Here is a 25281-nt window from a genome sequence, read left to right as displayed (position 1 = left end):
TTTTTTGATACTCAAAAAGCCCTATAATCTCCACAGTGGGATTTACCCACTACAGAAATTATAGAGCCAAAATTAAATGAACTGGAGTATAATCTTCGGTTCATTTTTTTGTGAAAATTAAAAAAAGAGGTGAAAACCTCTTTTTTTTAATAGTATGGTTATTCTCCAACAAAAGCATTAATTTCTGCTTCGATATTTGTGATTTTTTCTTCGGCTTCTGCCAATGTTTCACCAACTGTTGCAATATAGAATTTGATTTTTGGTTCTGTTCCTGATGGACGAACGGCAAACCAACTATTATCAGTCAAAGTGTACTTAAGAACGTCAGATGGTGGTGTTGTCAATGCAGTTGTAGTTCCATCAAGGGCAACAGATTTTTGCAAGGCAAAGTCTTCGAAGAGAGCAATATCAGTTTTGTTAAATTGTTCAGGAGCATTGTCACGGAACTTAGCCATGATAGCTTTAATTTGTTCAGCCCCATCTTTACCTGACAGAGTTACAGAGATTGTTTTCTCAGCAAAGTAGCCGTATTCTTTAAAGATTTCGTCGATACCGTCTGCCAATGTCAAACCACGTGAACGGTAGTAAGCTGCAATTTCAGCAACCATTAGAACTGCTTGGATGGCATCTTTATCACGTACGAATGGCTTGATGAGGTAGCCAAAACTTTCTTCAAAACCAAACATGTAAGTGTGGTTGTGTTTTTCTTCAAATTCTTGAATTTTTTCTGCGATGAATTTGAAACCTGTTAACACATTAAACATGGTTGCGCCGTAGCTTTCGGCAATCTTGGTTACCAATTCAGTTGATACGATAGATTTAGCAAGGGCAGCATTTTCAGGAAGGGTTCCAGCTTGTTTATGCGCTTCAAGGATATATTTGGCAATAATCGCACCAATTTGGTTTCCTGATAGGTTCCAGTATGAACCATCTGCTTGACGGACTTCAACACCGACACGGTCAGCGTCTGGGTCAGTCGCAAGAAGAACATCTGCACCAATTTCACGTCCAAGTTCTTCAGCAAGTGCAAAAGCAGCTTGGCTTTCTGGGTTTGGTGATGTAACGGTAGAGAAGTCAGGGTCAACAGTTGCCTGCGCTTCAACAACGGCAACAGATTCAAAACCAGCTTCAGCAAGGGCACGACGTGCCAACATTTCACCAGTACCGTGAAGAGGCGTATAGACAATCTTCATGTCTTTTCCGAACTCAGCAATCAAGTCTTTGTTGATATTGATGGATTGTAATTCGTCAAGGTAGAGGCGGTCTGTTTCTTCACCGAGAACTGTAATGAGGCCGTTTGCTTTGCTTTCTTCTAAGTCAGCCAATTCAACCGCAAATGGGTTGTCAATGCCACGGATAAAGTCAGTCAATGCAGAAGCATCTGCTGGTGGCATTTGTCCACCATCTTCGCCGTAAACTTTGTAGCCGTTAAATTCTTTAGGGTTGTGACTAGCCGTTATCATGATCCCAGCAACAGTACCATAATGACGGACTGCAAATGATAATTCTGGTGTTGGACGTAGGCTTTCAAAAACATAAGATTTGATACCGTGTGCTGCTAAGACTTGAGCAGATTCAAAGGCAAATTCAGGAGAGAAGTGGCGAGTATCGTAGGCAATGGCGACACCGCGTTTTTTAGCTTCTTCACCTTTTGATTCGACAAGTTTAGCTAAACCTTCAGTTGCTTGGCGGACAACATAGATATTGATCCGATTTGTACCAGCACCAATATAGCCACGCATACCGGCAGTCCCAAATTCAAGGTTTGTATAGAAGGCGTCTTCTTTTGTTTTCTCATCCATTGCGAGTAAATCTTCACGTAGATAATCTGGGAGAGCATCAAACTCAACCCATTTTTGGAAGTTTTCTTGATAAGTCATTGATTGTTTTCCTCCTGAAAATTTCTGATATATTTAATCGCTTTCATTATATCATTTTCAAAAAGAAAAAGCACGCTTTCACGTACTTTTTCTATGTATTTTTGTTAGACTATTTCTTTAATTTTTCCATAACAGGTACGATAGCTGTTGTTAATACGGCGGAAATCACCATTTCAGCGATTGCATTTGTTCCGAAAATACCTGCCAACATTGCTTGGATATTTCCAGCGTAAACAGATGCGAAAAGGATAAAAATTCCACCAAGGACAAAGACAGTATTGGTCATAGAACCAATTGCTCCAGCAAATGTTAAACCAAATTTATTGTGAAGTGCTTTGTATACAAAATATGGTGTAATACCAATCAAGATACGTGGGACCATTGCAATAATGATTGAATAGAAGTTTCCGTTTTCAACAAAAGGTGAGAAGAGGTAGCTTGTTGGTAGCAGGAAAATCGTATTGTGAACCATACTGATGATGCCCATTAAGCCACCAAGTGTTGCCCCAATCCGAGGTCCATAGATGATAGAGGCAATAATAACAGGGATATGGACGATGGTCGGTTTAATCGGGAAGGGAAGAACATTAAAAATAATCGAACTGAGAATGTGGATGACAAGCATCACAGAGAAGAACATGGCAATGGTTGCAACTTGACTTGATTTTTTATTTTTCATAAAAACTCCTTTATTTTTTCTACAATAATATCGACTTCAGCTAACGCTCCAGTCCCAAAATCGCCACAGGCGAGGAGAGCTTCGCGAGGCTTGATTTCTGTAAAACCATAACGCGACAATTTTTCCAAATTTTCTTGAGTAGCAGGATTGAGATACATATTGGTATTCATCGCTGGAGCTATTAATTTTGGGGTTCCTATTGGCAGGGCAAGGGCAACTGATGTCACCATATTGTCTGCCAAGCCATTAGCCAGTTTTGCTAGAGTGTTGGCCGAAGCAGGTGCGACAATAAATAAATCAGTCTCTTTGGCAATGTCGATATGTTTGATAAGAGAGGGATTCTCTTCTATCATGACATCTGTATGGACGAGGTGTTTTGACAGAGACTGTAGGGTCAGTGGTGTGATAAATTGAGTTGCAGATTTGGTCATGAGAATGGTTAGCTCATGACCCTGCTTTGTCAATTGACTCGTCAAATCTGCTGCCTTATAAGCTGAGATTGAACCTGATACCGCTAATGTAATGCGCGCCATCCTATTTTCCTCCTTTTTCACATACTTTTTGGACAATGATGTCCGCGATAGCATCCTTTGTTTCAACACGGATTTCATCTGTTGGATTGACAAGATAAGCGATATGCTGGCTATTCGTTATATCTTTGAGATCATTTGCCAAAATGTAGTCAGCTTGATTGCGTTCTAAACTAGCGCGGGCAACTGAAAAAAGTTCCTCTTTCTCGACATCTACTAATAACTTGAAGCCAATCAGTTGAATAATAGGATTCCATTCTTTAACCAGAGAAATAATCTTTGGTGTTTTTTTAAGAAAAAGTACTTGATACTCTGCTGTTGATGAAATTTTGCTTTCTGTATTTTGTTTATGCAATAAAGCTTCAAGTTGATCTGTGTTTGCCACTTCATCAATGTCTGTCATGTAGACAGGAGTGTAATCAGAAACAGCCATACTGTGAATCAAGGCATGATGCGTTTTGACAAGTGGTTCTAGTGTATCTTTCAAACTGTCAACATTGGTGATTTCAATGATAGTCAGAAGTGGATGAGGCTGCGGTTTGATCGCAGATGCCGTTGTGACCAGTGTCACCTCATGACTGGCTGCTAAAAATTTTTCGGCAATTTTCTTTCCAAGGCGGCCAGTTGAATGATTGGTAATGGATCGTACTTGATCAATTTTTTCACGAGTTCCGCCAGATGTAATTAAGATTTTCATGATATTAGTGTACAAGAAAAATGCGATTTCGTAAAGTTTTTGAACTATCTTCTAGTTGACGAGGAAACTTGCCACTATCATCTGTTTTTTTATAGATTTATTAGGTAAGATAACACAATAAACGACAAAATAAACGAACGTTTTTAGATAATTAGATAAAAATAATGCGTTTTTTATTTTTTTTTGATACACTAGAATTATCAAAATGACGAGGTGCTTCATGAAAACGGATATTGAAATTGCTCAAAGTGTCGAACTCAAGCCGATTACTGAAATTGTTGATAAGGTTGGTATCACCTTTGACGATATCGAACTTTACGGAAAATACAAGGCAAAATTATCTTTTGAAAAGATTACGACTGTTCAAAATCATCCAGTTGGGAAATTGATTTTGGTCACAGCCATTAATCCAACGCCAGCTGGCGAAGGAAAATCAACCATGTCCATTGGCTTGGCGGATGCCTTGAACACAATTGGCAAGAAAACGATGATTGCCCTTCGTGAGCCTTCTCTTGGTCCTGTTATGGGAATTAAAGGCGGAGCTGCTGGTGGTGGCTACGCTCAAGTGCTTCCGATGGAAGATATTAACCTGCATTTCACAGGTGATATGCATGCTATCACAACCGCTAATAATGCCCTTTCTGCCCTTTTAGACAATCATATTCAGCAAGGCAATGAGCTTGGCATTGATCAGCGCCGTATCATCTGGAAGCGTGTTGTTGACCTCAACGACCGTGCCCTTCGTCAAGTGATTGTTGGCTTGGGAAGCCCTGTCAACGGAATTCCGCGTGAAGATGGCTTTGATATCACCGTGGCTTCTGAAATCATGGCCATTTTGTGTTTAGCAACAGATTTGAAAGATTTAAAAGAGCGCTTAGCGAATATCGTCATTGCTTACACCTATGACCGTAAACCAGTCTATGTTCGTGACCTCAAGGTTGAAGGAGCGCTGACCCTCATTCTGAAGGATGCGATCAAACCAAACCTTGTTCAAACGATTTATGGGACACCTGCCTTCGTTCATGGTGGTCCATTTGCCAATATTGCCCATGGCTGTAATTCAGTCTTAGCGACTTCAACAGCGCTTCGTTTAGCAGATTATGTCGTCACAGAAGCTGGTTTTGGGGCTGACTTAGGGGCTGAAAAATTCCTCAATATCAAGACACCTAATCTTCCAACAACACCAGATGCAGTAGTGATTGTAGCGACCTTACGTGCGCTGAAAATGCACGGTGGTGTGGTGAAGACTGATCTCAACCAAGAAAATGTCGAAGCAGTTCGTAAAGGATTTGCTAATCTGAAACGCCATGTTGAAAATATCCGTAAATTTGGCATACCAGTCGTAGTAGCTATCAATGAATTTGTCGCAGATACAGAAGCAGAGATTGCAGCATTGAAGGAACTTTGTGCAGCCATCAATGTTCCTGTTGAACTCGCTAGCGTTTGGGCAAATGGTGCCGAAGGCGGTGTTGAGTTGGCGCAGACTGTCGTTAAGGTTGTGGAAAATGGCGGAGCAGACTACAAGCGTCTTTATTCTGACGAAGATAGCCTTGAAGAAAAAATTACCAAAATTGTAACAGAAATTTACGGCGGAAAATCAGTTCAATTTGGACCAAAAGCTAAAACACAATTGAAACAATTTGCTGAATTTGGCTGGGATAAATTGCCAGTCTGCATGGCTAAAACACAATATTCCTTCTCAGACAATCAGTTTCTCCTAGGAGCGCCAGAAGGCTTTGACATTACGATTCGTGAATTTGTTCCTAAAACAGGAGCAGGATTCGTAGTCGCTTTAACAGGTGATGTGATGACCATGCCAGGTTTACCAAAACAACCAGCCGCCCTCAATATGGATGTCTTAGAAGACGGAACAGCAATTGGCTTATTTTAACACAAGATTGACCCAAAAACCGAGTCGTGCAGGCTTGGTTTTCTGCTTTTAAAATGAGATTTTGGTATAATAGGCTCAGAAAAGGAGTGCAATTGAATGATGAAAAAGAATGTTAAAGGGATTTTACTTCTCTGTACCTCACTGCTTGTATTATCTGGTTGTCAATCCATTCAAAACTGGTGGAAAAATACCAAGGAAGAGTGGGTTGGGTTAGATATGACCGTCCGTACATTTGATGAAAATTCGCAATTGATTGATCAAATGTCTGGGACTTCTTTATCTATCTCGCGAAATGAAGAGTTTGATTCAGTGGATGCCGAGGGAAATACCAATGCGGATTCCTCAGTCCTCAAAGTGACGATTGGAAAATATGAAGTGGATCATGTTGGCTCTTCCTTGATTGCGGAAGAGGATGGACTGGAAGATTTGTTTGCCAAGTACCAAGACAAAGTAGACATCGAAGAGCACGGTCGGAATGTTCCACTTGTAAATCGGATGGTGTCAAGCTTAAAGAATGATTTTACAGGAAAGGCTAAAGTCATCTTAATTCGTTCACAAAATGGGACACCGCTTGCCACCTATGCAGGGAATAAAGTCTCTTTGTATGCCTCTGATGCTCCTAAAACATCAGAACTATTAATTGATGGCAAGCGTTTGGTCATTTACCGTTGTGATTATACCATCTATGACAGAGAGTTATTGGAGGAATAAAGATGAACATTCGTCCAGTTGAGGTAGCAGATGCCAAGCAACTATTAGCTATCTATACTCCTTATGTCCTTAACACAGCTATTACGTTTGAAACAGAAATTCCGACTGTAGTAGAATTTGAGCGTCGTATCGCGGAGACACAATCGAGCCATCCCTATCTTGTTGCAGAAGACAAAGGTCAGATAGTAGGTTACGCGTATGCGCACGCCTACTATGGAAGAGCTGCTTATGCGTGGACAGTAGAAGTTTCTATCTATGTGGATCAAGTGGCGCGTGCTAAAGGTATCGGAACGGCCCTCTACGATAGATTGGAAGAATTACTGATAGAACAAGGAATGACGCAAGCACTTGCCTGCATTTCCTTGCCGAATGAAGCCTCTATCCAATTTCACCAAAAACGAGGCTATGAGGAAGTGGCTCATTTCAAGAAAGTGGGCTATAAATTAGGACAGTGGAGGGATATTGTCTGGTTGCAAAAAGAATTACAAGATATTGTGAATCCTACTGAGTTCCTAAGAGAAAACTGATCGCTTTACAATTTCTCTCACATTTGTTAGAATAACCTTATGCGATGAGTCGATTTGGTCTTTTGATCATATTGCGCTGGGGAGGTCTCCATTTAATTGGAACGCAGGAGCGGACCTTGATGACTTGTGTGAACCTTTTCATCTCATAGAAATATGCCCCAATCTCCATTCTTTAAGGATGGAGATTTTTTTGTTTTTGCATTTTCAGGTTCGTGAAAAAAATGGCAAAGAATCTGGATTTTGAGGCTGACAATCGCATCTTAAAATAGTATAATAGGGACAACAAAATTTTTTGAATATTTTGAAACTAACTTTAAAAAATGAAAGAGGCTATTATGGGATATACAGTCGCAGTGGTGGGTGCAACAGGCGCCGTTGGAGCACAGATGATTAACATGTTAGAAGAATCGACTCTTCCAATTGATAATATTCGCTATCTGGCATCAGCTCGTTCTACAGGTAAAACATTGCAATTTAAAGGGCAAGATGTTGTCATCGAAGAAACGACAGAAACAGCTTTTGAAGGAGTGGACATTGCACTTTTCTCTGCTGGTGGCTCAACCTCTGCCAAATACGCACCGTACGCTGTAAAAGCAGGAGCAGTCGTCGTAGATAATACCTCTTATTTCCGTCAAAATCCTGATGTACCATTGGTGGTACCAGAAGTAAATGCGCACGCACTTGATGCCCACAATGGAATCATTGCTTGTCCAAACTGCTCGACGATTCAGATGATGGTGGCTCTTGAGCCAGTTCGTCAAAAATGGGGCTTGGAGCGCATTATCGTCTCTACTTACCAAGCCGTTTCAGGAGCAGGTATGGGGGCGATTTTAGAAACACAGGCACAACTTCGTTCTGTCCTAAATGATGGTGTCAATCCAAAAGATGTGGAAGCCAATATCTTGCCATCTGGTGGGGATAAGAAGCACTATCCAATTGCTTTCAATGCTCTTCCGCAAATTGATCTGTTTACTGACAATGACTACACTTATGAAGAGATGAAGATGACAAATGAAACAAAGAAAATCATGGAAGATGACAGCATTGCAGTTTCAGCTACCTGTGTTCGTATTCCAGTCTTGTCAGCACATTCTGAATCTGTCTATATCGAAACGAAAGAAGTTGCCCCAATTGAAGAACTCAAGGCAGCCATTGCGGCCTTCCCAGGAGCAGTCCTTGAAGATGATGTGGCTCATCAAATCTACCCACAAGCTGTCAATGCAGTAGGAAGTCGCGATACTTTTGTTGGTCGTATCCGCAAGGACTTAGACAAGGAAAACGGCATCCACATGTGGGTTGTGTCTGACAACTTGTTGAAGGGTGCCGCATGGAATTCAGTTCAAATCGCAGAAACCTTGCATGAACGTGGCTTGGTTCACCCAACAGCAGAGCTCAAATTTGAGTTGAAATAATCAGCGACGATTATGAAGGAGAACGTATGTTGCAAGTCAGACGAGCGGAATTGAAAGATGTTGCTGGTATTATGGCAGTATGTTCAGATGGCTGGCGAGAAACGTATCAAGATTTGCTACCTTCATCTTATATAAACCAAGTGATTGCAACATACTACAATACTGAGCGGGTTACGAGAGAGTTTGCGGAAAACACACCTTATTACCATGGTTATTGGGTGGCTGAAAAAGATGGTGAGGTTGTAGGATGTATCGGCGGTGGTATTGATGAGCAGAATGAGGGTCATGTTTTTGTCTTCTATGTTCGCCCTGATAGGAAACGGCAAGGTATCGGCAGTGCGCTTCTTGAAGCATTTACAACCTATCAGAAAGAAACCTACGGAATTACCGAACAATGGATAACCTCTCTCATGGAAGGAAATCGCATTGGACAAGCCTTTTCTGCAAAGAATGGTTTTGTCTTTGCATTTGCGACCGAAAATCTTGACGTACCGCATTCTCACAGGAGTCTACATTTGAAACGAAATGTATAAAAAGAAACCAGTTCAAAGATGAACTGGTTTTTTCTGTGTCTAGATTAGCGTTTCTAGCTGATCCACAAGCGATCCGACATAGGCGATGGTGTCTTTAAGTGGTTTGTCTGTTGAGACGTCAACACCTGCGTGTTGTGCTAATTCTTGAGCAGATAGGCTAGCACCGAGCGAGAGGGTTTCAAGCCATGTTGCAACAACCTTTTCTGGATTTTCTTCCAGTTGTTTCGCCATAGCAGTACCAATTGTGAGACCTGCTGAGTAGGTATATGGATAGAGTCCCATGTAGTAGTGCGGTTGTCGCATCCAGATAAGACCAGCATCCTCACCAATTTCAAAGTCTTCACCCCAGAATTCTTTGAGCAAGTTCAATTTGATGTCACAGAGAATATCTCCATTTAGATACTCATCATTGTCCATACGTGTATAGACTTCTCGTTGGAAAGCAGCTTCAAGGAGATGTGTCACCATATTATGGAAATAAGTTCGGCTGATTAATTCACTAATCAAGTATGCTTTAAAGTCAGGATCATCGTTATTCTTGAGAAGCGTATTACAAGTCAAGACTTCATTGGCAGTAGAAGGAGCTTCGATGAAGTAAAGAGATGGCTCGTAGTTGAGAATACTTTGTTTCTTAGCCAGTTGGAAATGCCCCGCGTGACCAAGTTCATGAGCCAGAACTAAGACCTCATTCATCAAACCAGTCCAAGAAAGCAGGATATAGGATGGACCATCATACAAAGTCGCACAGTAGCCACCAGTTGACTTGCCTTCGTTTTGGGCAAAGTCTATCCAACGCTCGTCAAAAGCACGCTCAATCATCTTGACATAATCTTCTCCTAAGAAACCAAGGCAGTCAATTAGGAACTGTTTGGACTCTTCCGGTGTAATCCGTTGATTGTGCTCTGATGGAAGGCTAATTTTGAGGTCGGCATGGGTAATCTTCTCCAAACCATGTGCTTTTGCCATGAGTTTTACATAGCTACGCATATGTGGTGCCAATTCTTTCATAATCACATCAATCTGACGGTCAAATAAATCACGAGAGATATTTTGCTGGAAAAGGAGGTAGTCGATGGTGGAATCAAATCCACGCAATTTGGCCTCAATCTGTTCATTCTTGACATGAGCTAGGTAGTTGGCAGCAGTGGTATTTTTGTATTTTCTTAGCGTAGCATAGAAACTTTCAGCAGACTTGCGACGAAGCTCCGTATTGTGACTCATTTCATAGTCATTTTCAAATAGCACATAACTGTTTGGATAGGTCTTACCACCAGCTTCAAAGCTGTCAAAAGTCATATCCTCAAACTTTGTTGTCTCATAGTTGCTATATGCCTGTTGGAAAGTCGGGGCAAGATTCGCTAGGAGTTCTTCTTGAAGTTGAGGTAGTTGGTGTGGTTTAGTGCGAATGATATTCTCTAAGAAGGAAGTCCATTCTGGTTTTTGAGCAATGACTTCTTTCAGTAGGCCATCTGTTTGAAGACCTAGTTCTGTTTCAATAAAGGATAATTGCGGACGAATGACGGCACTGGCTAAATCATATTCATTCGATAAAGTAGCTAGTTCAGTATTCATTTTGTCCACATCAAGATTTAGGAAGGCGTAGTGGAGGAGGCGACTATCAATGCGGAGCAAATCTTCGTATACTTGTAATGCTTCCACAATTGTCGCTACGGATGTCAATTGACCTTTAAATTGTGTCTCAAAATTAGCAACCTGTTCTTGGTAATCCTTAAGCGCTTGACGAAATGTATCTTTTGTAGCATAGATCAGAGAAGTGTCCCATGTTAGAGCAGCATGGACATCCTGACGTTTTGGCATAGCTGTAGTCATATGTTTCTCCTTTTTAATTCATACTAAAAAATATTATACCATATCCGCTTAAAAACTTGACAACAGACCTGTATTCCCACTATAATCAATATATAGTAGTAAGATAAATAAGCTCAAATATTGGAAATACTGAGAGGAGTTTCTATGCAGGTCATTAAACGGAGTGGAGAAGTCGTTGACTTTAACCCAGATAAAATCTATCAAGCAGTTTTGAAAGCAGCACAAACAGTGTATGTGATGGATGATGTATGGCGGCAAAACCTTGCAAATGTTACCAAAAAGGTTGTGTTAGACCTGGAGGAAGCTCACACAGAACGTCCCACCATCAGCATGGTACAGTCACAGGTTGAACATCGTCTGATTGATGCTGGCTACATCGCGATAGCAGAGCGCTATATTTCCTATCGTTTGCAGCGTGATTTAGAGCGCAATGGATATGGAGATCGGATCATCGTCCACTTGCATTTTGAACAAACACGCTAAAAGGTTATCAGGAGATAGCCTTTTTTAGTTAATTTTCTGATATAGGAGTATAATGGAAGTAAATAAACATGTTTTTAGTTCTAGATTTAAAGGGTTAGTATACTAGTCAAAGATGGAACAGTTTAACTTGTTTTTTAGCATTTTTATTTGAATATTTTTTGGGCATTTCTGCTTTAAAATGTCCAAAAAAATGTAAAAGTTCTGGCAAATTACGATGAGAAAATAAAAAGAATCAATTAAATATTCAAGCCTAAATATTCAAGCGTTAACAAAAATGCATAAAAAAAGTGATATTACTGTTCAAATTACTTGTTTTTAGAAAATACATGTGCTAAAATGAAAAAACTGACTATCTACTTTAGATAGTTTAGTAATTCTCGTCAGGAGAGTTATGAAAAATGCTGGAAGTGAGATGCTAGATTCGTACAAAGGGATAAGTTATCAATTTTTATGGTGTTGACTGATGAGGAAAGACATTGGTAATCGAGTATATTTTCACATAAAGCCAATGGAACTTCGAAGTAAACAGAAATCCTTTCGTTTCAATATGGATACTCCTATTTGTTTTACTGCTTGATTATCAGTATGTTACAGAGAGAGAAAAACAGTAAAATAGATAGAACAGAAGATGATGGGGAATCGACATTTGAATGAGAAGTAATAGATGTCCATCAGAAAATTTTGGGATAATTCGTATTGTTCATGTACTTATCAAGCATAAAGGCGTGATAATAAATAAAAACAAAGAAAATATGTAGTATCAATTCTAAAGTGGGTGGAAAGCAGTATGGAAGTGAAACAACTAAGAAAATTGAAAAGAGAGCAGTTAATTGTGATTATGCTGGAACAGCAAGAAAAGATTGAGCAGCAAGAAGAAGAGATACAGCAATTAGCATCGAAACTGGAAGATAAGAAAATTTTATTAGAAGAGTCTGGTTCCATTGCTGAAGCTGCGCTCGCTTTAAATAAGGTATTTGAAGCTGCTCAAGCAGCAGCTGATCAATATCTTGATAGCATCAGGAGAGAGGAGTGAAGTGAGTAAAGAATGAGAAGAAAAAAAGGAAGTGAAATTCCTAATATTCGTGCCAAAGAGCTCGCTCAGGAATTGGAACGTCTCAGATATAGAGGTCGTTTCTGGACAATAGTGAGGCAGACCTTGTATACTTTATTGGCAGTCGTGGCATTGGCTATTTTAGTAGCAGTGCTTTGGCTCCCAGTATTACGAATTTACGGACAGTCGATGAATAAGACCCTACAGGAAGATGATATTGTATTTACAGTAAAGGGGTCTGAATTTGACACAGGAGATGTGATTGCCTTCTATTACAATAATAAGGTTCTAGTAAAACGTGTTATCGCACAATCAGGTGATTGGGTAGACATTGACTCTGAAGGAGACGTTTATGTCAATCAGAAAAAATTGAATGAACCTTATGTTCTAGACAAAGCTCTAGGAAAAAGTAACATCAAGTATCCGTACCAAGTGCCAGATCAAGAAATCTTTGTTTTAGGAGATAACCGATCAGTATCGATTGATTCACGAAACACTGCCATCGGTGGTATTTCAGAAGAGCAGATTGTTGGGAAGATTTCCTTTAGGGTTTGGCCACTTAACAAAATCGGAACAATCAAGTAAAGTATGAGAGAACGATGCCATTATGGATAGATTGGAGAAACAGTGGATAAGCTCTACAAGTATGTTACTGACTATGTGGGAAAGCTTGAAAATAAGATCAAGTGGAAAAGTGTTACATGGACAATATTAGTTTTAGCGACATTTTTGACGACTTATTTCTTGATTTTACCTGCGATAGCAATCAGTGACAAGCAAACAACTGATGCAGCGATACAGCTGGACACGTCACAAACGACTACTACATCAATGAATGATAGTCCAAGTGATAGTTCAGCACCATCGACAGTGGCAGATATCATAACCTCTGAGGTAGTGACCGAACCAACAACGGCTAACTCAGAAGGACCTGTGACAACTGTTGCTGAACAACCAACTCAGGGAGCAACAACGGACAAGAAACCTGAGGTGACTTATTTTAATGATTCGCTTACTTTCCGTGGCAGTGATTACACTGTAAAAGTAACGATTCCAAAAGAGGCGAAGATACCAGCTTCTGTCAAACTAGACGTTCAAGAAATCAAAGAACAAGAAGCCGATTATGACAGTTATAAGGAAAAAGTTCTTAATGAGTTTGAACAAAAAGACGATGAGGTTCCATTCTTAAGATTGTATGATATTCGACTATTGGTAGATGAAGAGGAAGTCGAGCCAGCATCATCGGTCAAAGTGGAATTTTCTTATGATACGAAGTTAGAAGCCAAAGATGAAGACGTGAAGATTGTCCATTTCAAAGATGATGGACAAACAGAAATCCTCAAATCAAAGGCAACTAAAGAAACCAAAAACACGGATAGTGACGTCGCTTTTAAGACAAATTCATTCTCTATCTATGCCATTGTGCAGCAAGATGGGAAAGAAGTACCTCGACATACCTATGTTTTCCAAAACTATAATGGAACTCCGTATACATTTGTCAATAACGCTGGAAATTCAGTCTCTGAACAAATTATTAAAGATGGTGAAGAGTTACATGGTGTAGGGATTCCAATTGTAGACCACGGGCAACACTTTAATGGTTGGTACGAGTATAATAATAATACACTTGGGAACCAAATTCGTTTTGACGAGCCAATCCCTGTAACTGAAAATAAAACAATCATTGTTCGGCCTAGTATGGATCAGGTTATTTATCTGACTGTCTATGATAATACCGAAGGAACTGTTATTTTTGAACGAGAACAATTTGGTCTTAAAGATGGTGGTGTAACTATTGAGTTGTCAAAATATAGTTCAGCTATTAATCCTCCAACTTCTACCCTTCGATTGGTCGGTTGGTCTCAAACAAAGGGTGGTGCAGAACTCCCTGGTGGTGTGAACGCTCAATTGATTGCTACAAGTGATGTGAGTATCTATCCTATCTTTAAAGAATCAAAACGTTTGGAGTTTTACACCAATACTCTGAGTGACAAGGATAGTATCTCAGACGGTGCTCCTTATATCGCGCCTAAATTTGTAATTGTGGGTGAAAACGCGACTGCCTACAAACCGCAAGAAGACCCTAAACGGTATGGATACACTTTTGATGGGTGGTATGACAATAAAGAGTTTAAGGGTGATCCGTTTGATTTTAATAAACCTTTAGCTCAAGATACATCACTTTATGCGAAATGGAAACCCGCCAATGCAAGTTACACCGTTGTGTATTGGTTACAAAGAGCGACTGATAACAAAAATGCTCAAGCAAAAGATAAGACTTATGACTTTGCAGGCCAACGATTTGTTGAGTCAGCACCAGTAGGGTCAAGAATACATCTAACTGACCAAGATCGTCGTGGAGAACATATAAATGGATTTGTCTCAGCAGGATTTGAGTATACAAATCAAAGAGGTGAGACTTCTATTGAAGTTAAGGCAGATGGTTCATCTGTAATGAATGTTTACTTCAACCGTAAGCTCATTACGATGAAATTTTATAAGAACACATGGGACATCCCAGGAAGAAATGATCGAAGATGGACTACTTTAGGACCTGATTTTGAAGTATATACTGGTCTATATGGAACTTCCTTGAAGAGTAATGGGTATGAATGGTTGAGTCCAGGTGGAAGTGTTTGGGAATACTTCTCTACAGGACAGTTTCGTGAAAGAGGAATGAGTTTTTTAGGTGAATTTATCCTTCCTCCAACTGCATATCCAGATCAGACTGAGATTCGTTTGTTTAAGAGAGATACTTCCAATACTACCTATCGGTTCTATACTCAAAATATAGATGGCTCATATAGTACTAAACCAACAGATACTGGATATGGTCGCGATCGTGGTCTTGGTGTTTCCTTCATGTTTACTGAAAAATATCAAGGGTTTAAAGTTGCTCAGTATGCTATCAACACAAATGACGATCAGTATTTTAGACAAACTTTAGCAAATCGAACAACTACTGTGTATAGTGGGCAAGTTTTGAATGTTCGCTATGAGCGGTTGAAATATAAATTGAACTTCTTGTATCCAGATACGAATCAGTCATTGGCCAACTTTAGTCAACAGGAACTCTACTACGAGGCTCCTTTACTTGGATCAAAACCAGATGCAAGCAGGGTACCAAAACCTCGTCTAGAAGGCTATGAGTGGGATGGAAAATGGTACAAAGACCAAACATTGAAAGAAGTTTTTGATTGGACTGGAACGATGCCAGACCATGATCTAGCAGTCTATCCTGGATTTAGAAAAATCAAGTATAAGATTACCCTAGATGCCAATGGTGGGGAATTAGGTAATACTCAAGATACACACTTTACCTTGGAATATGGTCAATCCGTCCCAGAATATGATGATATCACCCGCAATTATATCGTCAATCCAGCAGGTACCCATTATTATCGTAAAGATCATTTGGCGGACTTCTCTAACGATGGGAAGAATCAAATTGCTCATTATACTCAAGATGCTGCAGAAGAAAATGTTGATTTAACTACGAAGTATAGCTTTGATAAAGATGCTTATCATCTGATTGGTTGGTATGTTGTTGGAGCAAATGGTCAAAATGAAAGACCATATAACTTCCACGGTTTAGTCACAAGTGATTTGAAACTTAGAGCGGAGTGGCGTCGGTCTGGAGAGTATCGGATCGTCTATAAGGATGATGTTTATGACTTAGATAAAAATCTTATCAAGTTGCCAGATGGAAGTACTTTAGAGGCTAAGGACATGCCATTTGATGCTAATAAATATGATGATAAATCACATGCTGAGTTAGAACGTCGGCCAATCTCACCAGATGGCTATAGATTCCGTGGTTGGTTATATGATGGCAAAATCTACAACCCACATGATATCATTACGATTGATGCATTAAAAGCGAATGCTCAAAAAGAATTGATTGTCTATCCTGTTTATAAGCCAGTTGAGAAGATTCAAGTAGAAACAACCAAACTCATCTATGATGGAAATGGTGGAAATCGGAAAGACCAAGCTAATAATACAGTTACCAAAGTCACTCTTGATAAATTACCACTGAATACAACTCTTACTGCCGAAGGAAAAGATTACTTCACAAGGACTGGTTATGAGTTGATTGGATGGCATTCTGTTGAAGAGGAAGCTGATAAAGGGTATATTGAATACAACTTTGGACAACAAATAGGTGTTGACAATCGACCAGATGTAGCCAATACGTTATATGCCGTTTGGAAACCAAAAGAATACCGAGTAACGGTTACGAAGAAGGTTGTTGGTAATGATTCGGATAAACAAAGAGATTTCTCATTTGACCCAGTCAATGTCTTGCAACAAGGAAACTTCTCTTTGAAAGATTCGGCTTCAAATAATAATCAACAAAAAGTCTTTGAAAAAGTTCCATATGGAACTACCATTGCTGTTAAAGAGCAGAATTATGATGAGTTTGAAGTTGTTAAAGAGATAACTCACAATGATCCAACAACAGGAAAACCTGTGAAAACAGATCGTGTAGACCACTTCAATTACAATACTGCACCACCGATAGTAGTGGATGGGAATATTGATATTGTCTTCACGAATACTCGGAAGACGCAACAGGTCGTTTTGAAGAAAGTAAGTGTTGAAAATACAAACACTGGCTTAGCTGGAGCAGAATTTGATATCTATAAAGAGGAAAATGGTCAAAAAGCTGTCGATCCACTTTATTCGAAAGTAACTTCTGGAGCTGATGGTACGATTGTTGATAACAAGGCAAATCAACCATTCTTCAATTTACCAGTTGGTAAATATCTGATTACTGAAACGAAGGCACCAAACGGATATAATCTTGAAAAGAATGACTTGTCATTGGTAGTTACCGCAACAGGTGTTACACTTGTTCAAAATAACAATGCTGCCGAAGTTATTGAAACTGAAACTCAATTTGGAAAGCAGTTTGAGTTTAAAATCACAAACTCTAAAGGAGCAGAATTGCCTGCGACTGGTGGTGTTGGTGAACACCTTTATATCATCCTTGGTTTGCTGATAGCAGTACCAGCAGGATTACTTTTATATCGTAAACAAAAATTAAAGTATTGAGAAATAATACAGGGAGAAAAATTATCTGAAAAAACAATTAATTACGTCATTGACGTTGGCAACACTCGTTCTTGGTTCTGTAGCACCACTTGCTGGAACTACTGCATTTGCAGCAGAACAAGGTACAATCACAATTAAAGATACTCAAAAAGATCAAACATACACAGCATTTAAGCTTTTTGATGCAACTGTCAATGGAGATGCAGTATCGTATACTTTGCCGGATGGTAATCTTTTTGATACTTTAAAACAAAACGGTGTGGAAACTCATTTTACTGTGACAAAGAACGGAACATTAAATTATTTCACGCTGAAACAAGATGATGCTGCTGGAAAAGAAGCAATGATTAAATGGGCGCAAGGATTTAAGGATAAACTTCCAGATGGTAAGAAGGTTACTGAAGATACTGATGATAAAACAGCAACTTTAGATGTTGACTATGGTTACTACATTGTAACTTCAACATATAACAATGGTTCTGTTGTTATGGTCACTTCAAATACGCCAAATGCTACAATCCGCGAGAAAAACTCTAACAATCCTGGTTGGGGTGATAATGGTGGTAAGAAAGTTGGTGCAAAAACATACAATATCGGTGATAAGATTACGTACACTGTTACCTATGAAAAAGCTACTAACTACAATACTAAAGATACAGGTACAGGCAAGGTTACTGAAAAAGTGTATCAATACGTCTTGCACGATGATATGCCAGATGGTGCCGTTGTACTTGATGAATCATCTATTGAAGTTAAAGTAAACAATGTTAAAGTTGATCCGAAAAATGTGGATAACACAAAAGGTTATACATTTGCGAAAGATCAAATGAATACCAACGACTTCACAATCACAATTCCTTGGGCAGAAACCCAAGAAGCTAAACAAAATGGTGATGATGAAGATTTCTTCTACAATGGTATTAGCAAAATTGAAATCACTTATACTGGTGTCTTGAAAGAAGCAGCTGTAGAAGGTTCAACAACTGGCAATGCCAATACTGCCCGTATCCAACCAAACGTAACACCAAATCCAAGTGATCCAAAAGATCCGGGTAAAACTGCCAAAGTTTACGATGGTGAAATCAATATTAAAAAAGTAGATGGTCAAAATGAGAACATTACTCTTGAGGGCGCGGTCTTTGTTTTGCAAAATGATAAAAAAGAATACTATACATACGATGCCAATAAACAAGAAACTACTTGGGGGAATGATTTGACAAAAGCTACTAAAGTGACTACTGGCACTAATGGTACTGCTAAGTTCTCAGGGATTGCTGAAGGAACATATCATTTGGTCGAAATTGAGGCTCCAAAAGGATATAATCTTTTGGATGCTCCTACAGATGTAACATTAGAACTTAAAGAAGGTGCAGCTGCAGATGCTGATACTTTGTTAGCTACACCAAAAGTTGCTAACAACAAAGGTGCGGAACTTCCATCAACTGGTAGCACTGGTACGAAATTGTTCTACACTGTAGGTGCAGTCTTGCTTGTTTCTGCTGGTGTTGCTCTTGTAGCACGTCGTCGTGTAGAAGACTAATTTTCACTTAGCAAATGGATGGAAATTGTCTTTGAAAGCATATATACAAAAAAATCGTATATCCATTTTGCTTGTTATCGCAGTGATTGTAGGGATAGGTTTGATGGCCTATCCCTCTATCGCTAATTATTGGAATTCTTTTCACCAATCACAAGCCATTATGGATTACCAAAAAAGTGTGTCTTCACTTGATACGAGCCAGTACGAAAAAATTCTTTCGAGCGCTAAAAAGTACAATGAAAAGTTCAAAGATACTGGTATCAATTGGCACATGACAGATGAAGAACGTGCTATTTATAATAAGGAATTAGCCATTGACAAAACGGGGAATATGGGGTTTCTTTCTATTCCCAAAATTAATTTAAATTTGCCGCTTTATCATGGAACTTCTGAGGATGTGTTGCAAAACTCAATTGGTCATATTGAGGGAACGAGTCTTCCTGTTGGAGGTACATCAACTCATTCTGTATTGTCAGGACATAGAGGTCTTCCATCCTCTCGCCTGTTTACAGACCTTGATCAACTAAAGGTAGGGGATCGTTGGACGGTTAGTATTTTGAATGAGACTTACACCTATGAGGTGGATCAAATTCGGACAGTATTGCCGACTGATTTAAGTAATATTCAAATTGAAGAAGGCAAGGACTACCAAACTTTAGTAACCTGTACGCCTTATGGAATCAATACACATCGACTTTTGGTACGTGGCCATCGTGTTTCAAATGAAGATGGTGATGGTTTAGTGACACCTGATGCCATCCAAATTGAACCAATCTATATTGCACCATTTATAGGTGTCCCAATTGTTATTCTTCTATTAGGAATTTTCATTGCTTTATCACGTGAAAGACGGAAACGTCGTCGCATTTTGAAAGAACTTGAAGAATTAAACTAATCAGATAACTATGAGCACCGGAAGGTGCTTTTTTTACTAGACTTAAAGTGTACTCAAAGGTGTATAATGAAATAAGGAGGGATTCGATGAATATTAAAAAAATAAGTGAGCAGACGGGGATTTCAGCAGACACCATTCGATATTATGAGCGAATTGGTTTGATTCCACCGGTAACGCGCAATAAGTCTGGAATGCGTGACTTTAGTGAACTGGAAATCCAGTTGTTGGAGTTTGTCCGCTGTTATCGAAACGCTGGAGTTGGTGTCGAACCTTTGACTGATTATATTCAATTACTAGAGCAAGGGGAGCAAACAGTGCCTGCTCGCATTGATTTATTGACGGAACAGTTGAAAGCATTGGAAAATCGGATTGACGAATTGACACAAGCGCGTGATCGTCTTCAATACAAGATTGAGCATTACCAGCAAGCTGTTCTTCCATTCGAACGAAATCTTTTCGAAGAATAGGGCAAATATTTTTGATTTTTACTTGCCTTGGAGTAAACTCTAAGGTATATAATTTTCAGTATGAAAGAAAGGAAGGAAGAGTACTAAGTTTATCAAGATGTTACACGGTGCTCAGTAGGTTGATAGATGAAAACTGCGATTTTTGAAAAAGCTGGTTCGATGATAATTGAGGAAGTTGCAAAGCCAACGTTGCAAGCTAATGATGATGTGATTATCAAAATTGTGCGTGCCTGCGTTTGCGGCTCAGATCTTTGGTCTTATTCGCACGGCGATGACAAGGCAGCCCATTCTCCAAATAGTGGACATGAGGCTTTAGGGATTGTGGAAGAAGTAGGAAGTGAGATTACAACAGTTCAACCCGGTGACTTTGTAATTGTACCTTTCACACATGGCTGTGGCCATTGTGATGCCTGTCTTGCAGGATATGATGGTACTTGTGATCATCATGAAGCCCCAACTAACTGGGGCGGAGGCTACCAAGCAGAATATTTACGTTTCCACTACGGTAATTGGGCCTTGGTAAAAATCCCAGGGCAACCATCTGACTACTCAGAAGGGATGATAAAATCTCTCTTGTCCCTTGCAGATGTGATGCCAACAGGCTATCATGCAGCGCGCGTTGCGAATGTAGAGCGGGGAGACAAGGTAGTGGTTATTGGTGATGGTGCCGTTGGTCAATGCGCAGTCATTGCTGCGAAAATGCGAGGTGCTTCACAGATTGTCTTGATGAGTCGCCATGAAGATCGTCAACAGTTAGCTCTTGAATCTGGTGCAACAGCAGTTGTTGCTGAACGGGGAGAAGAAGGCATTGCAAAAGTTCGTGAAATTCTAGGGGGTGGTGCGGACGCAGCACTAGAATGTGTGGGAACAGAAGCAGCCTTGAAACAGGCACTTGGAGTCCTTCACAATGGAGGGCGTGTAGGAGCAGTTGGAGTGCCTCACTATGGAGACCAACGCATTGGCTCTACCTTTGCGCAAAATATCGCTATCGCTGGTGGTTCAGCCTCTGTTACAACTTATGACAAGCAAATTTTGTTGAAGGCTGTTCTAGATGGCGATATTAATCCTGGTCGCGTCTTTACGGCAACCTATTCACTAGATGATATTAACCAAGCCTACCAAGATATGGCTGACCGTAAAACCATCAAATCCATGTTGATTGTGAATGAATAATGAGTTAAACCTGGGCACTGACTCAGGTTTTTCGGTCTTTTGGTAACGGAATAGTACTGGTCAAACAAAATCTTTGTTATTTTATCACTATATAGTTATAATTGGGTCAACACTATTTCAGGAGGAAATAAGACGATGTACCCATACAATTCAACTATTCGACTAAGTGAGGTCGTGCTAAATGTGCATGATGTAAATGCCCAAGCCAATTTCTACAGCCAGATCATCGGTCTCACAATTTTAAAACAAGATGAGAATGAAGTTTCACTTGGAATTTCAGGAAGTGGTGAAGTTCTCGTGCGGCTTATTCAAACAGATTTGCCTGCTGAAAAGAATTACGGCCTCTATCATACTGCCATTCTTGTTCCGAGTCGATCTGCTCTAGGTGCTAGTTTGAGGCATTTATTGCAAACTGGTGTGCGTTTAACTGGGGGTGCAGACCATGGTTATAGTGAGGCCATTTATTTAGATGATCTTGAAGGAAATGGGATTGAAATTTATCGCGATAAAGCTGTGGAAGAGTGGGATATTCGTGAGGATGGTCGTATCATTGGAATGACTGAAGAATTAGATGCAAATGCGATTCTAGAAGAAGCCTTGGATGATTCCAATACCTCATTCAAATTACCAGAGGGAACCATAGTAGGACATGTACACTTGAGTGTGAAGAATGCATTGGCTTTGTCTCAGCTGTATCAGAAGATATTTCAGCTTGGTGATAAGTTTTCTGTTCCTTCAGCATCTTGGATTGCATCTGGCAACTACCATCACCATCTCGCTTTTAATCAGTGGGCTGGTCCATACTTGGACAAACGGTCGGCTAGTTTGCCAGGATTGAATCACCTGACGATTGAAATGTCCGATAAGATTTTCTTTCAAGCATCACTGAAGAAGTCTCGACTCTATCAAATGATGATCATTGAAGAAGGAGAAAATACTTTCTTGATGGAAGATACGGACGGTATTCGCACTCAGGTGATTTTAGTCAAATAAGAAAAAATCTGACATATGCACTGAGTTCCACATTTTTTCTGACCATCAGACAGCTGTTTGTTTTAAAAATCCGATGCTGTCATGCTTTTCAAAACATGGTATAATAGGATGAATGGATAAGAGGAGGGTGAAGATGCTCGAAATACGTTTTCAGGCAGATTATTCAAAGGAGAATGACCAGCTAGCTTTTGTGAGGAAGTGTTTGCGCCTAGTCTTTCATCAAGAAAAGGATCAGTTATGGTATGTGCGGTTTGGAAACTCATTTCCTCGTCCTATGTCAACTCAAGAATTAGAAAAGGCCTTGTTGCAAGCAGATTTACTGACGCATTTTCAGCTATTTCTTCTAGCAGATGGCGATACTGTTAGTGATTGGGAGCAGATGAAGGAACCGATGAAACCTTTAGCTGCGAGTATAGATGTCCAAAACGGAGACTGTTTCATTCTTCGTACGCGATTAGCCTTTTTCCCAAATGCCTTGCATTTTCTTCAAGAGAATACCTATAATTTAACAATTGAAACTAAAAGATAAAATCAGCTCCGACTTTTACATCGGAGCTGATTTTTTCGTTTACTCAGTCGTAATGGTTTGTAATAAAATTTCAGGCGTGGTTGTTGGTAAAATGCGGACGCGCTTGAGAGTGAGAAGGCCATCAGCAGCAGTGGCGATCCCTTCGTTGGTTGTTGTTGCCATCTTATATTTCGCTTGTTCAGCAAGTGAAATCGTATCTGTTGAATAACTTCCAGAAGGATAAGCCAAGGAAATCGTATCCTGTCCTAAATTGCTATCCAAATATGACTTGGAATCGGTCAATTCAGCCGCTTGTACGGCTGGATCAGTTGCTTCCAACGATGGATGATTCACGGTATGTCCTTGAAGGGATATGCCGTTTTCCTTCATTTCTTTCATCTCATCTAATGTCAAGTTTCCTTCGTTTCCGACAGTGCCTGTGATGACATTGTTAGTAGCATGCATTTGGTATTGTTTTAATATTGGATACGCGATATCGTAGAAGTCCCAAAGGCTGTCATCAAACGTCAACCAGACGACTTTTTTGTCTTTTGGCAAGACGTTTTCAGTTAAAATCTTATAAGCTTCTTCAGGAGTTACAGCGTAATAGCCTGCTTCTTGAAGGGCTTTAAGATGACTTTCAAATGTAGTTGGATCAACGATTAGATTTGCATTAGCCTCTTCTTCAGGTGCCATGACATGGATAGCATGGTACATCAAGATAGGAAGTTTGACGGGCGCTTCTTGTTTCTCCCAGACAATTTCCATTGCAGTTGGATCTTCGGTTTTTACTTCACTAGTGGCAGTTGTCTCTGCTTGACTTGTCATCGTTTCAGAGGACTGTTTCTTTTGGGGCGTTGCTGTATTAGAAGTAGAAGGAGATAAGAGATTTGACAGGGCTCCTGTTTGTGCTAGATAAATGCCTCCGCTGATAAGTAAGAGCAGTGCCAGAATCAAAGCGATGATATTGCGTTGTTGTTTTCTCCGTTTTCCTCTTCGGTGTGCAGTACGACTTCTTTTAGCTGACATGATATTCTCCTTTGTTTGTTTTCTACACTATTATAACAAACTTTCTTTGCAAAGTATTCTGAAAATTTGGTATAATGATAAAAAATAGTTGTTAAAAGGAGTCGTTATGACAGTCAAGATTGCGTTATTAGGATTTGGAACGGTTGCCAGTGGTGTTCCCTTTTTATTGAAAGAAAACACAGAAAAAATTGTGCAGGCAGCTCAAGATGAAATTGTCGTAGCGAAAGTATTGGTTCGCAATGAAGAAGAAGAATCTCGACTTCGTGCAGCTGGACATGACTATCATTTTGTAACAGATGTGAATGAGATTCTCGATGATTCAGAGATTGCCATCGTGGTGGAATTGATGGGACGAATTGAACCAGCGAAGACCTTTATTACGAGAGCTTTGCAAGCTGGAAAACACGTGGTCACAGCCAATAAGGATTTACTTGCTGTGCATGGGTCTGAATTACGTCAAGTTGCTTCAGATAATGGCGTGTCGCTCTACTATGAAGCAGCTGTTGCAGGAGGTATTCCTATTCTTCGAACTTTGGTCAATTCGTTTGCATCGGATAAGATTACCCGTGTATTAGGCGTTTTAAATGGTACCTCTAACTTCATGATGACCAAGATGGTTGATGAAGGTTGGACTTACGAAGATGCTTTGAAAACAGCGCAAGAATTAGGTTATGCTGAATCAGATCCGACCAACGATGTAGAAGGGATTGATGCTGCCTATAAGGCAGTCATTTTGAGTCAATTCGCCTTTGGTATGACCATTGATTTTGAGAATGTAGCCCACAAGGGCATTTCTGGTATTACTCCAGAAGACGTGGCAGTTGCCCAAAAATTAGGATATGTGATTAAGTTAGTGGGGGATATTCAGGAAACAAGGTCTGGTCTATCTGCTGAGGTATCGCCAACATTCTTGCCGAAAAACCATCCGCTTGCGAGCATCAATGGTGTGATGAATGCGGTATTTGTGGAGTCAATTGGTATTGGTGAATCCATGTTCTACGGACCTGGAGCTGGTCAAAAACCGACTGCTACCAGTGTAGTAGCTGACATTATTCGGATTGTTCGTCGTTTGAAAGACCGAACAGTTGGCAAGGCATTTAATGAGTTTTCTCGTCCTGTTCAATTGGCAGCTCCTGAAGATGTCAAGAGTGCTTATTATTTCTCTATTGAAGCTGACAAGACCAGTGAAAACCTTCTTCGCTTGGTGGAGTTATTCAACTCTGAGCAAGTTTCTTTCAAGCAAATCGTGCAACCAACTTCAGAAGAAGAGACTACACGCTTTGTGGTAGTGACAGATGTGATGAGCAAGGCACAATTAGACCAGGTTTCAGCGAAATTAACAGAATCTGCTGAATTCCGTATCTTGAATACCTTTAAAGTATTGGGAGCCTAAG

22 protein-coding genes are annotated in these 25281 nt (G+C 39.9%); 16 read left to right on the top strand and 6 right to left on the bottom strand.

Annotated elements, in window-relative coordinates; genetic code table 11:
• Nucleotides 1–158 precede the first annotated feature (158 nt).
• The 4 genes from A3I9_RS0109215 to A3I9_RS0109200 all read right to left on the bottom strand — a co-directional run bounded on the left by A3I9_RS0109215 (nucleotide 159) and on the right by A3I9_RS0109200 (nucleotide 3786).
• The gene (locus A3I9_RS0109215; RefSeq protein WP_018378743.1) at nucleotides 159–1880 is read right to left on the bottom strand and encodes a phospho-sugar mutase; all 1722 of its coding nucleotides are present in this window, start codon (nucleotides 1878–1880) and stop codon (nucleotides 159–161) included.
• Between the two features lie 109 nt (nucleotides 1881–1989).
• Nucleotides 1990–2559, bottom strand: a complete 570-nt coding sequence (locus A3I9_RS0109210; RefSeq protein ID WP_018378742.1) for an ECF transporter S component — start codon at nucleotides 2557–2559, stop codon at nucleotides 1990–1992.
• Nucleotides 2556–3092: a phosphopantothenoylcysteine decarboxylase gene (gene coaC, locus A3I9_RS0109205; protein ID WP_018378741.1), complete on the bottom strand. Its 537-nt coding sequence runs from the start codon at nucleotides 3090–3092 to the stop codon at nucleotides 2556–2558. Before coaC ends, A3I9_RS0109210 begins: the two co-directional genes overlap by 4 nt.
• A gap of 1 nt (nucleotide 3093) precedes the next feature.
• On the bottom strand, nucleotides 3094–3786 hold the full coding sequence (locus tag A3I9_RS0109200; RefSeq protein ID WP_018378740.1) for a phosphopantothenate--cysteine ligase: 693 nt from the start codon (nucleotides 3784–3786) through the stop codon (nucleotides 3094–3096).
• A 220-nt stretch (nucleotides 3787–4006) separates the two neighbouring features.
• On the opposite strand from A3I9_RS0109200, the gene A3I9_RS0109195 reads away from it, so the two are divergent.
• The 5 genes from A3I9_RS0109195 (at nucleotide 4007) to A3I9_RS0109175 (ending at nucleotide 8860) form a co-directional block, all read left to right on the top strand.
• Nucleotides 4007–5677 (top strand): formate--tetrahydrofolate ligase, encoded by a 1671-nt coding sequence (locus tag A3I9_RS0109195; RefSeq protein WP_018378739.1) that lies wholly within the window; start codon nucleotides 4007–4009, stop codon nucleotides 5675–5677.
• 96 nt (nucleotides 5678–5773) lie between these two features.
• On the top strand, nucleotides 5774–6388 hold the full coding sequence (locus A3I9_RS0109190) for a DUF5052 family protein (RefSeq protein WP_018378738.1): 615 nt from the start codon (nucleotides 5774–5776) through the stop codon (nucleotides 6386–6388).
• A 2-nt stretch (nucleotides 6389–6390) separates the two neighbouring features.
• Entirely contained in the window at nucleotides 6391–6915 is a 525-nt protein-coding gene (locus tag A3I9_RS0109185) for a GNAT family N-acetyltransferase (RefSeq protein ID WP_018378737.1), read from the top strand.
• Nucleotides 6916–7250: 335 nt separating this feature from the next.
• Complete coding sequence (locus A3I9_RS0109180; RefSeq protein ID WP_018378736.1) at nucleotides 7251–8327, top strand: aspartate-semialdehyde dehydrogenase; 1077 nt, start codon at nucleotides 7251–7253, stop codon at nucleotides 8325–8327.
• 26 nt (nucleotides 8328–8353) lie between these two features.
• Nucleotides 8354–8860 (top strand): GNAT family N-acetyltransferase, encoded by a 507-nt coding sequence (locus A3I9_RS0109175; protein ID WP_018378735.1) that lies wholly within the window; start codon nucleotides 8354–8356, stop codon nucleotides 8858–8860.
• 39 nt (nucleotides 8861–8899) lie between these two features.
• Here A3I9_RS0109175 and pepF read toward each other — a convergent pair whose 3' ends face one another.
• Nucleotides 8900–10690: an oligoendopeptidase F gene (gene pepF, locus A3I9_RS0109170; RefSeq protein ID WP_018378734.1), complete on the bottom strand. Its 1791-nt coding sequence runs from the start codon at nucleotides 10688–10690 to the stop codon at nucleotides 8900–8902.
• Nucleotides 10691–10834: 144 nt separating this feature from the next.
• On the opposite strand from pepF, the gene A3I9_RS0109165 reads away from it, so the two are divergent.
• From A3I9_RS0109165 to A3I9_RS0109120, 10 genes are all read left to right on the top strand, one after another.
• Nucleotides 10835–11173, top strand: a complete 339-nt coding sequence (locus A3I9_RS0109165; protein WP_018378733.1) for an ATP cone domain-containing protein — start codon at nucleotides 10835–10837, stop codon at nucleotides 11171–11173.
• A gap of 787 nt (nucleotides 11174–11960) precedes the next feature.
• The gene (locus A3I9_RS0109160) at nucleotides 11961–12206 is read left to right on the top strand and encodes a hypothetical protein (protein WP_018378732.1); all 246 of its coding nucleotides are present in this window, start codon (nucleotides 11961–11963) and stop codon (nucleotides 12204–12206) included.
• A gap of 12 nt (nucleotides 12207–12218) precedes the next feature.
• Nucleotides 12219–12809 (top strand): signal peptidase I, encoded by a 591-nt coding sequence (lepB, locus tag A3I9_RS0109155; RefSeq protein ID WP_018378731.1) that lies wholly within the window; start codon nucleotides 12219–12221, stop codon nucleotides 12807–12809.
• A 42-nt stretch (nucleotides 12810–12851) separates the two neighbouring features.
• Nucleotides 12852–17282: an InlB B-repeat-containing protein gene (locus tag A3I9_RS0109150; RefSeq protein ID WP_018378730.1), complete on the top strand. Its 4431-nt coding sequence runs from the start codon at nucleotides 12852–12854 to the stop codon at nucleotides 17280–17282.
• 55 nt (nucleotides 17283–17337) lie between these two features.
• Complete coding sequence (locus A3I9_RS0109145) at nucleotides 17338–18822, top strand: SpaH/EbpB family LPXTG-anchored major pilin (RefSeq protein WP_245538939.1); 1485 nt, start codon at nucleotides 17338–17340, stop codon at nucleotides 18820–18822.
• A gap of 31 nt (nucleotides 18823–18853) precedes the next feature.
• Complete coding sequence (locus A3I9_RS0109140; RefSeq protein WP_018378728.1) at nucleotides 18854–19717, top strand: class C sortase; 864 nt, start codon at nucleotides 18854–18856, stop codon at nucleotides 19715–19717.
• A gap of 86 nt (nucleotides 19718–19803) precedes the next feature.
• Entirely contained in the window at nucleotides 19804–20184 is a 381-nt protein-coding gene (gene nmlR, locus A3I9_RS0109135) for a stress response transcriptional regulator NmlR (protein ID WP_018378727.1), read from the top strand.
• A gap of 126 nt (nucleotides 20185–20310) precedes the next feature.
• The gene (locus A3I9_RS0109130; RefSeq protein ID WP_018378726.1) at nucleotides 20311–21357 is read left to right on the top strand and encodes a zinc-binding dehydrogenase; all 1047 of its coding nucleotides are present in this window, start codon (nucleotides 20311–20313) and stop codon (nucleotides 21355–21357) included.
• A gap of 135 nt (nucleotides 21358–21492) precedes the next feature.
• Nucleotides 21493–22350 (top strand): VOC family protein, encoded by an 858-nt coding sequence (locus tag A3I9_RS0109125; protein ID WP_018378725.1) that lies wholly within the window; start codon nucleotides 21493–21495, stop codon nucleotides 22348–22350.
• A gap of 133 nt (nucleotides 22351–22483) precedes the next feature.
• A complete protein-coding gene (locus tag A3I9_RS0109120; RefSeq protein ID WP_018378724.1) occupies nucleotides 22484–22879 on the top strand; it encodes a hypothetical protein in 396 nt (131 codons plus the stop codon).
• A 39-nt stretch (nucleotides 22880–22918) separates the two neighbouring features.
• Here the strand turns inward: A3I9_RS0109120 and A3I9_RS0109115 are convergent, their stop codons facing one another.
• The gene (locus tag A3I9_RS0109115) at nucleotides 22919–23887 is read right to left on the bottom strand and encodes a polysaccharide deacetylase family protein (RefSeq protein ID WP_018378723.1); all 969 of its coding nucleotides are present in this window, start codon (nucleotides 23885–23887) and stop codon (nucleotides 22919–22921) included.
• Between the two features lie 106 nt (nucleotides 23888–23993).
• Between A3I9_RS0109115 and A3I9_RS0109110 the strand changes: the two genes are divergently transcribed.
• Nucleotides 23994–25280 (top strand): homoserine dehydrogenase, encoded by a 1287-nt coding sequence (locus tag A3I9_RS0109110; protein ID WP_018378722.1) that lies wholly within the window; start codon nucleotides 23994–23996, stop codon nucleotides 25278–25280.
• Nucleotide 25281 lies beyond the last annotated feature (1 nt).

The organism is Streptococcus ovis DSM 16829 (assembly GCF_000380125.1).
In the GTDB taxonomy this organism is placed as follows: Bacteria; Bacillota; Bacilli; order Lactobacillales; family Streptococcaceae; genus Streptococcus; species Streptococcus ovis.
This window is presented reverse-complemented; position numbering and strand designations above follow the sequence as displayed.

Coding starts and splice junctions, on each gene's coding strand:
- A3I9_RS0109210 (WP_018378742.1), bottom strand. CDS start 2,559: ATGAAAAATAAAAAATCAAGTCAAGTTGCAACCATTGCCATGTTCTTC.
- A3I9_RS0109185 (WP_018378737.1), top strand. CDS start 6,391: ATGAACATTCGTCCAGTTGAGGTAGCAGATGCCAAGCAACTATTAGCT.
- A3I9_RS0109110 (WP_018378722.1), top strand. CDS start 23,994: ATGACAGTCAAGATTGCGTTATTAGGATTTGGAACGGTTGCCAGTGGT.
- A3I9_RS0109190 (WP_018378738.1), top strand. CDS start 5,774: ATGATGAAAAAGAATGTTAAAGGGATTTTACTTCTCTGTACCTCACTG.
- A3I9_RS0109195 (WP_018378739.1), top strand. CDS start 4,007: ATGAAAACGGATATTGAAATTGCTCAAAGTGTCGAACTCAAGCCGATT.
- A3I9_RS0109200 (WP_018378740.1), bottom strand. CDS start 3,786: ATGAAAATCTTAATTACATCTGGCGGAACTCGTGAAAAAATTGATCAA.
- A3I9_RS0109115 (WP_018378723.1), bottom strand. CDS start 23,887: ATGTCAGCTAAAAGAAGTCGTACTGCACACCGAAGAGGAAAACGGAGA.
- A3I9_RS0109160 (WP_018378732.1), top strand. CDS start 11,961: ATGGAAGTGAAACAACTAAGAAAATTGAAAAGAGAGCAGTTAATTGTG.
- A3I9_RS0109120 (WP_018378724.1), top strand. CDS start 22,484: ATGCTCGAAATACGTTTTCAGGCAGATTATTCAAAGGAGAATGACCAG.
- lepB (WP_018378731.1), top strand. CDS start 12,219: ATGAGAAGAAAAAAAGGAAGTGAAATTCCTAATATTCGTGCCAAAGAG.
- A3I9_RS0109215 (WP_018378743.1), bottom strand. CDS start 1,880: ATGACTTATCAAGAAAACTTCCAAAAATGGGTTGAGTTTGATGCTCTC.
- A3I9_RS0109175 (WP_018378735.1), top strand. CDS start 8,354: ATGTTGCAAGTCAGACGAGCGGAATTGAAAGATGTTGCTGGTATTATG.
- A3I9_RS0109180 (WP_018378736.1), top strand. CDS start 7,251: ATGGGATATACAGTCGCAGTGGTGGGTGCAACAGGCGCCGTTGGAGCA.
- A3I9_RS0109125 (WP_018378725.1), top strand. CDS start 21,493: ATGTACCCATACAATTCAACTATTCGACTAAGTGAGGTCGTGCTAAAT.
- pepF (WP_018378734.1), bottom strand. CDS start 10,690: ATGACTACAGCTATGCCAAAACGTCAGGATGTCCATGCTGCTCTAACA.
- nmlR (WP_018378727.1), top strand. CDS start 19,804: ATGAATATTAAAAAAATAAGTGAGCAGACGGGGATTTCAGCAGACACC.
- A3I9_RS0109165 (WP_018378733.1), top strand. CDS start 10,835: ATGCAGGTCATTAAACGGAGTGGAGAAGTCGTTGACTTTAACCCAGAT.
- coaC (WP_018378741.1), bottom strand. CDS start 3,092: ATGGCGCGCATTACATTAGCGGTATCAGGTTCAATCTCAGCTTATAAG.
- A3I9_RS0109130 (WP_018378726.1), top strand. CDS start 20,311: ATGAAAACTGCGATTTTTGAAAAAGCTGGTTCGATGATAATTGAGGAA.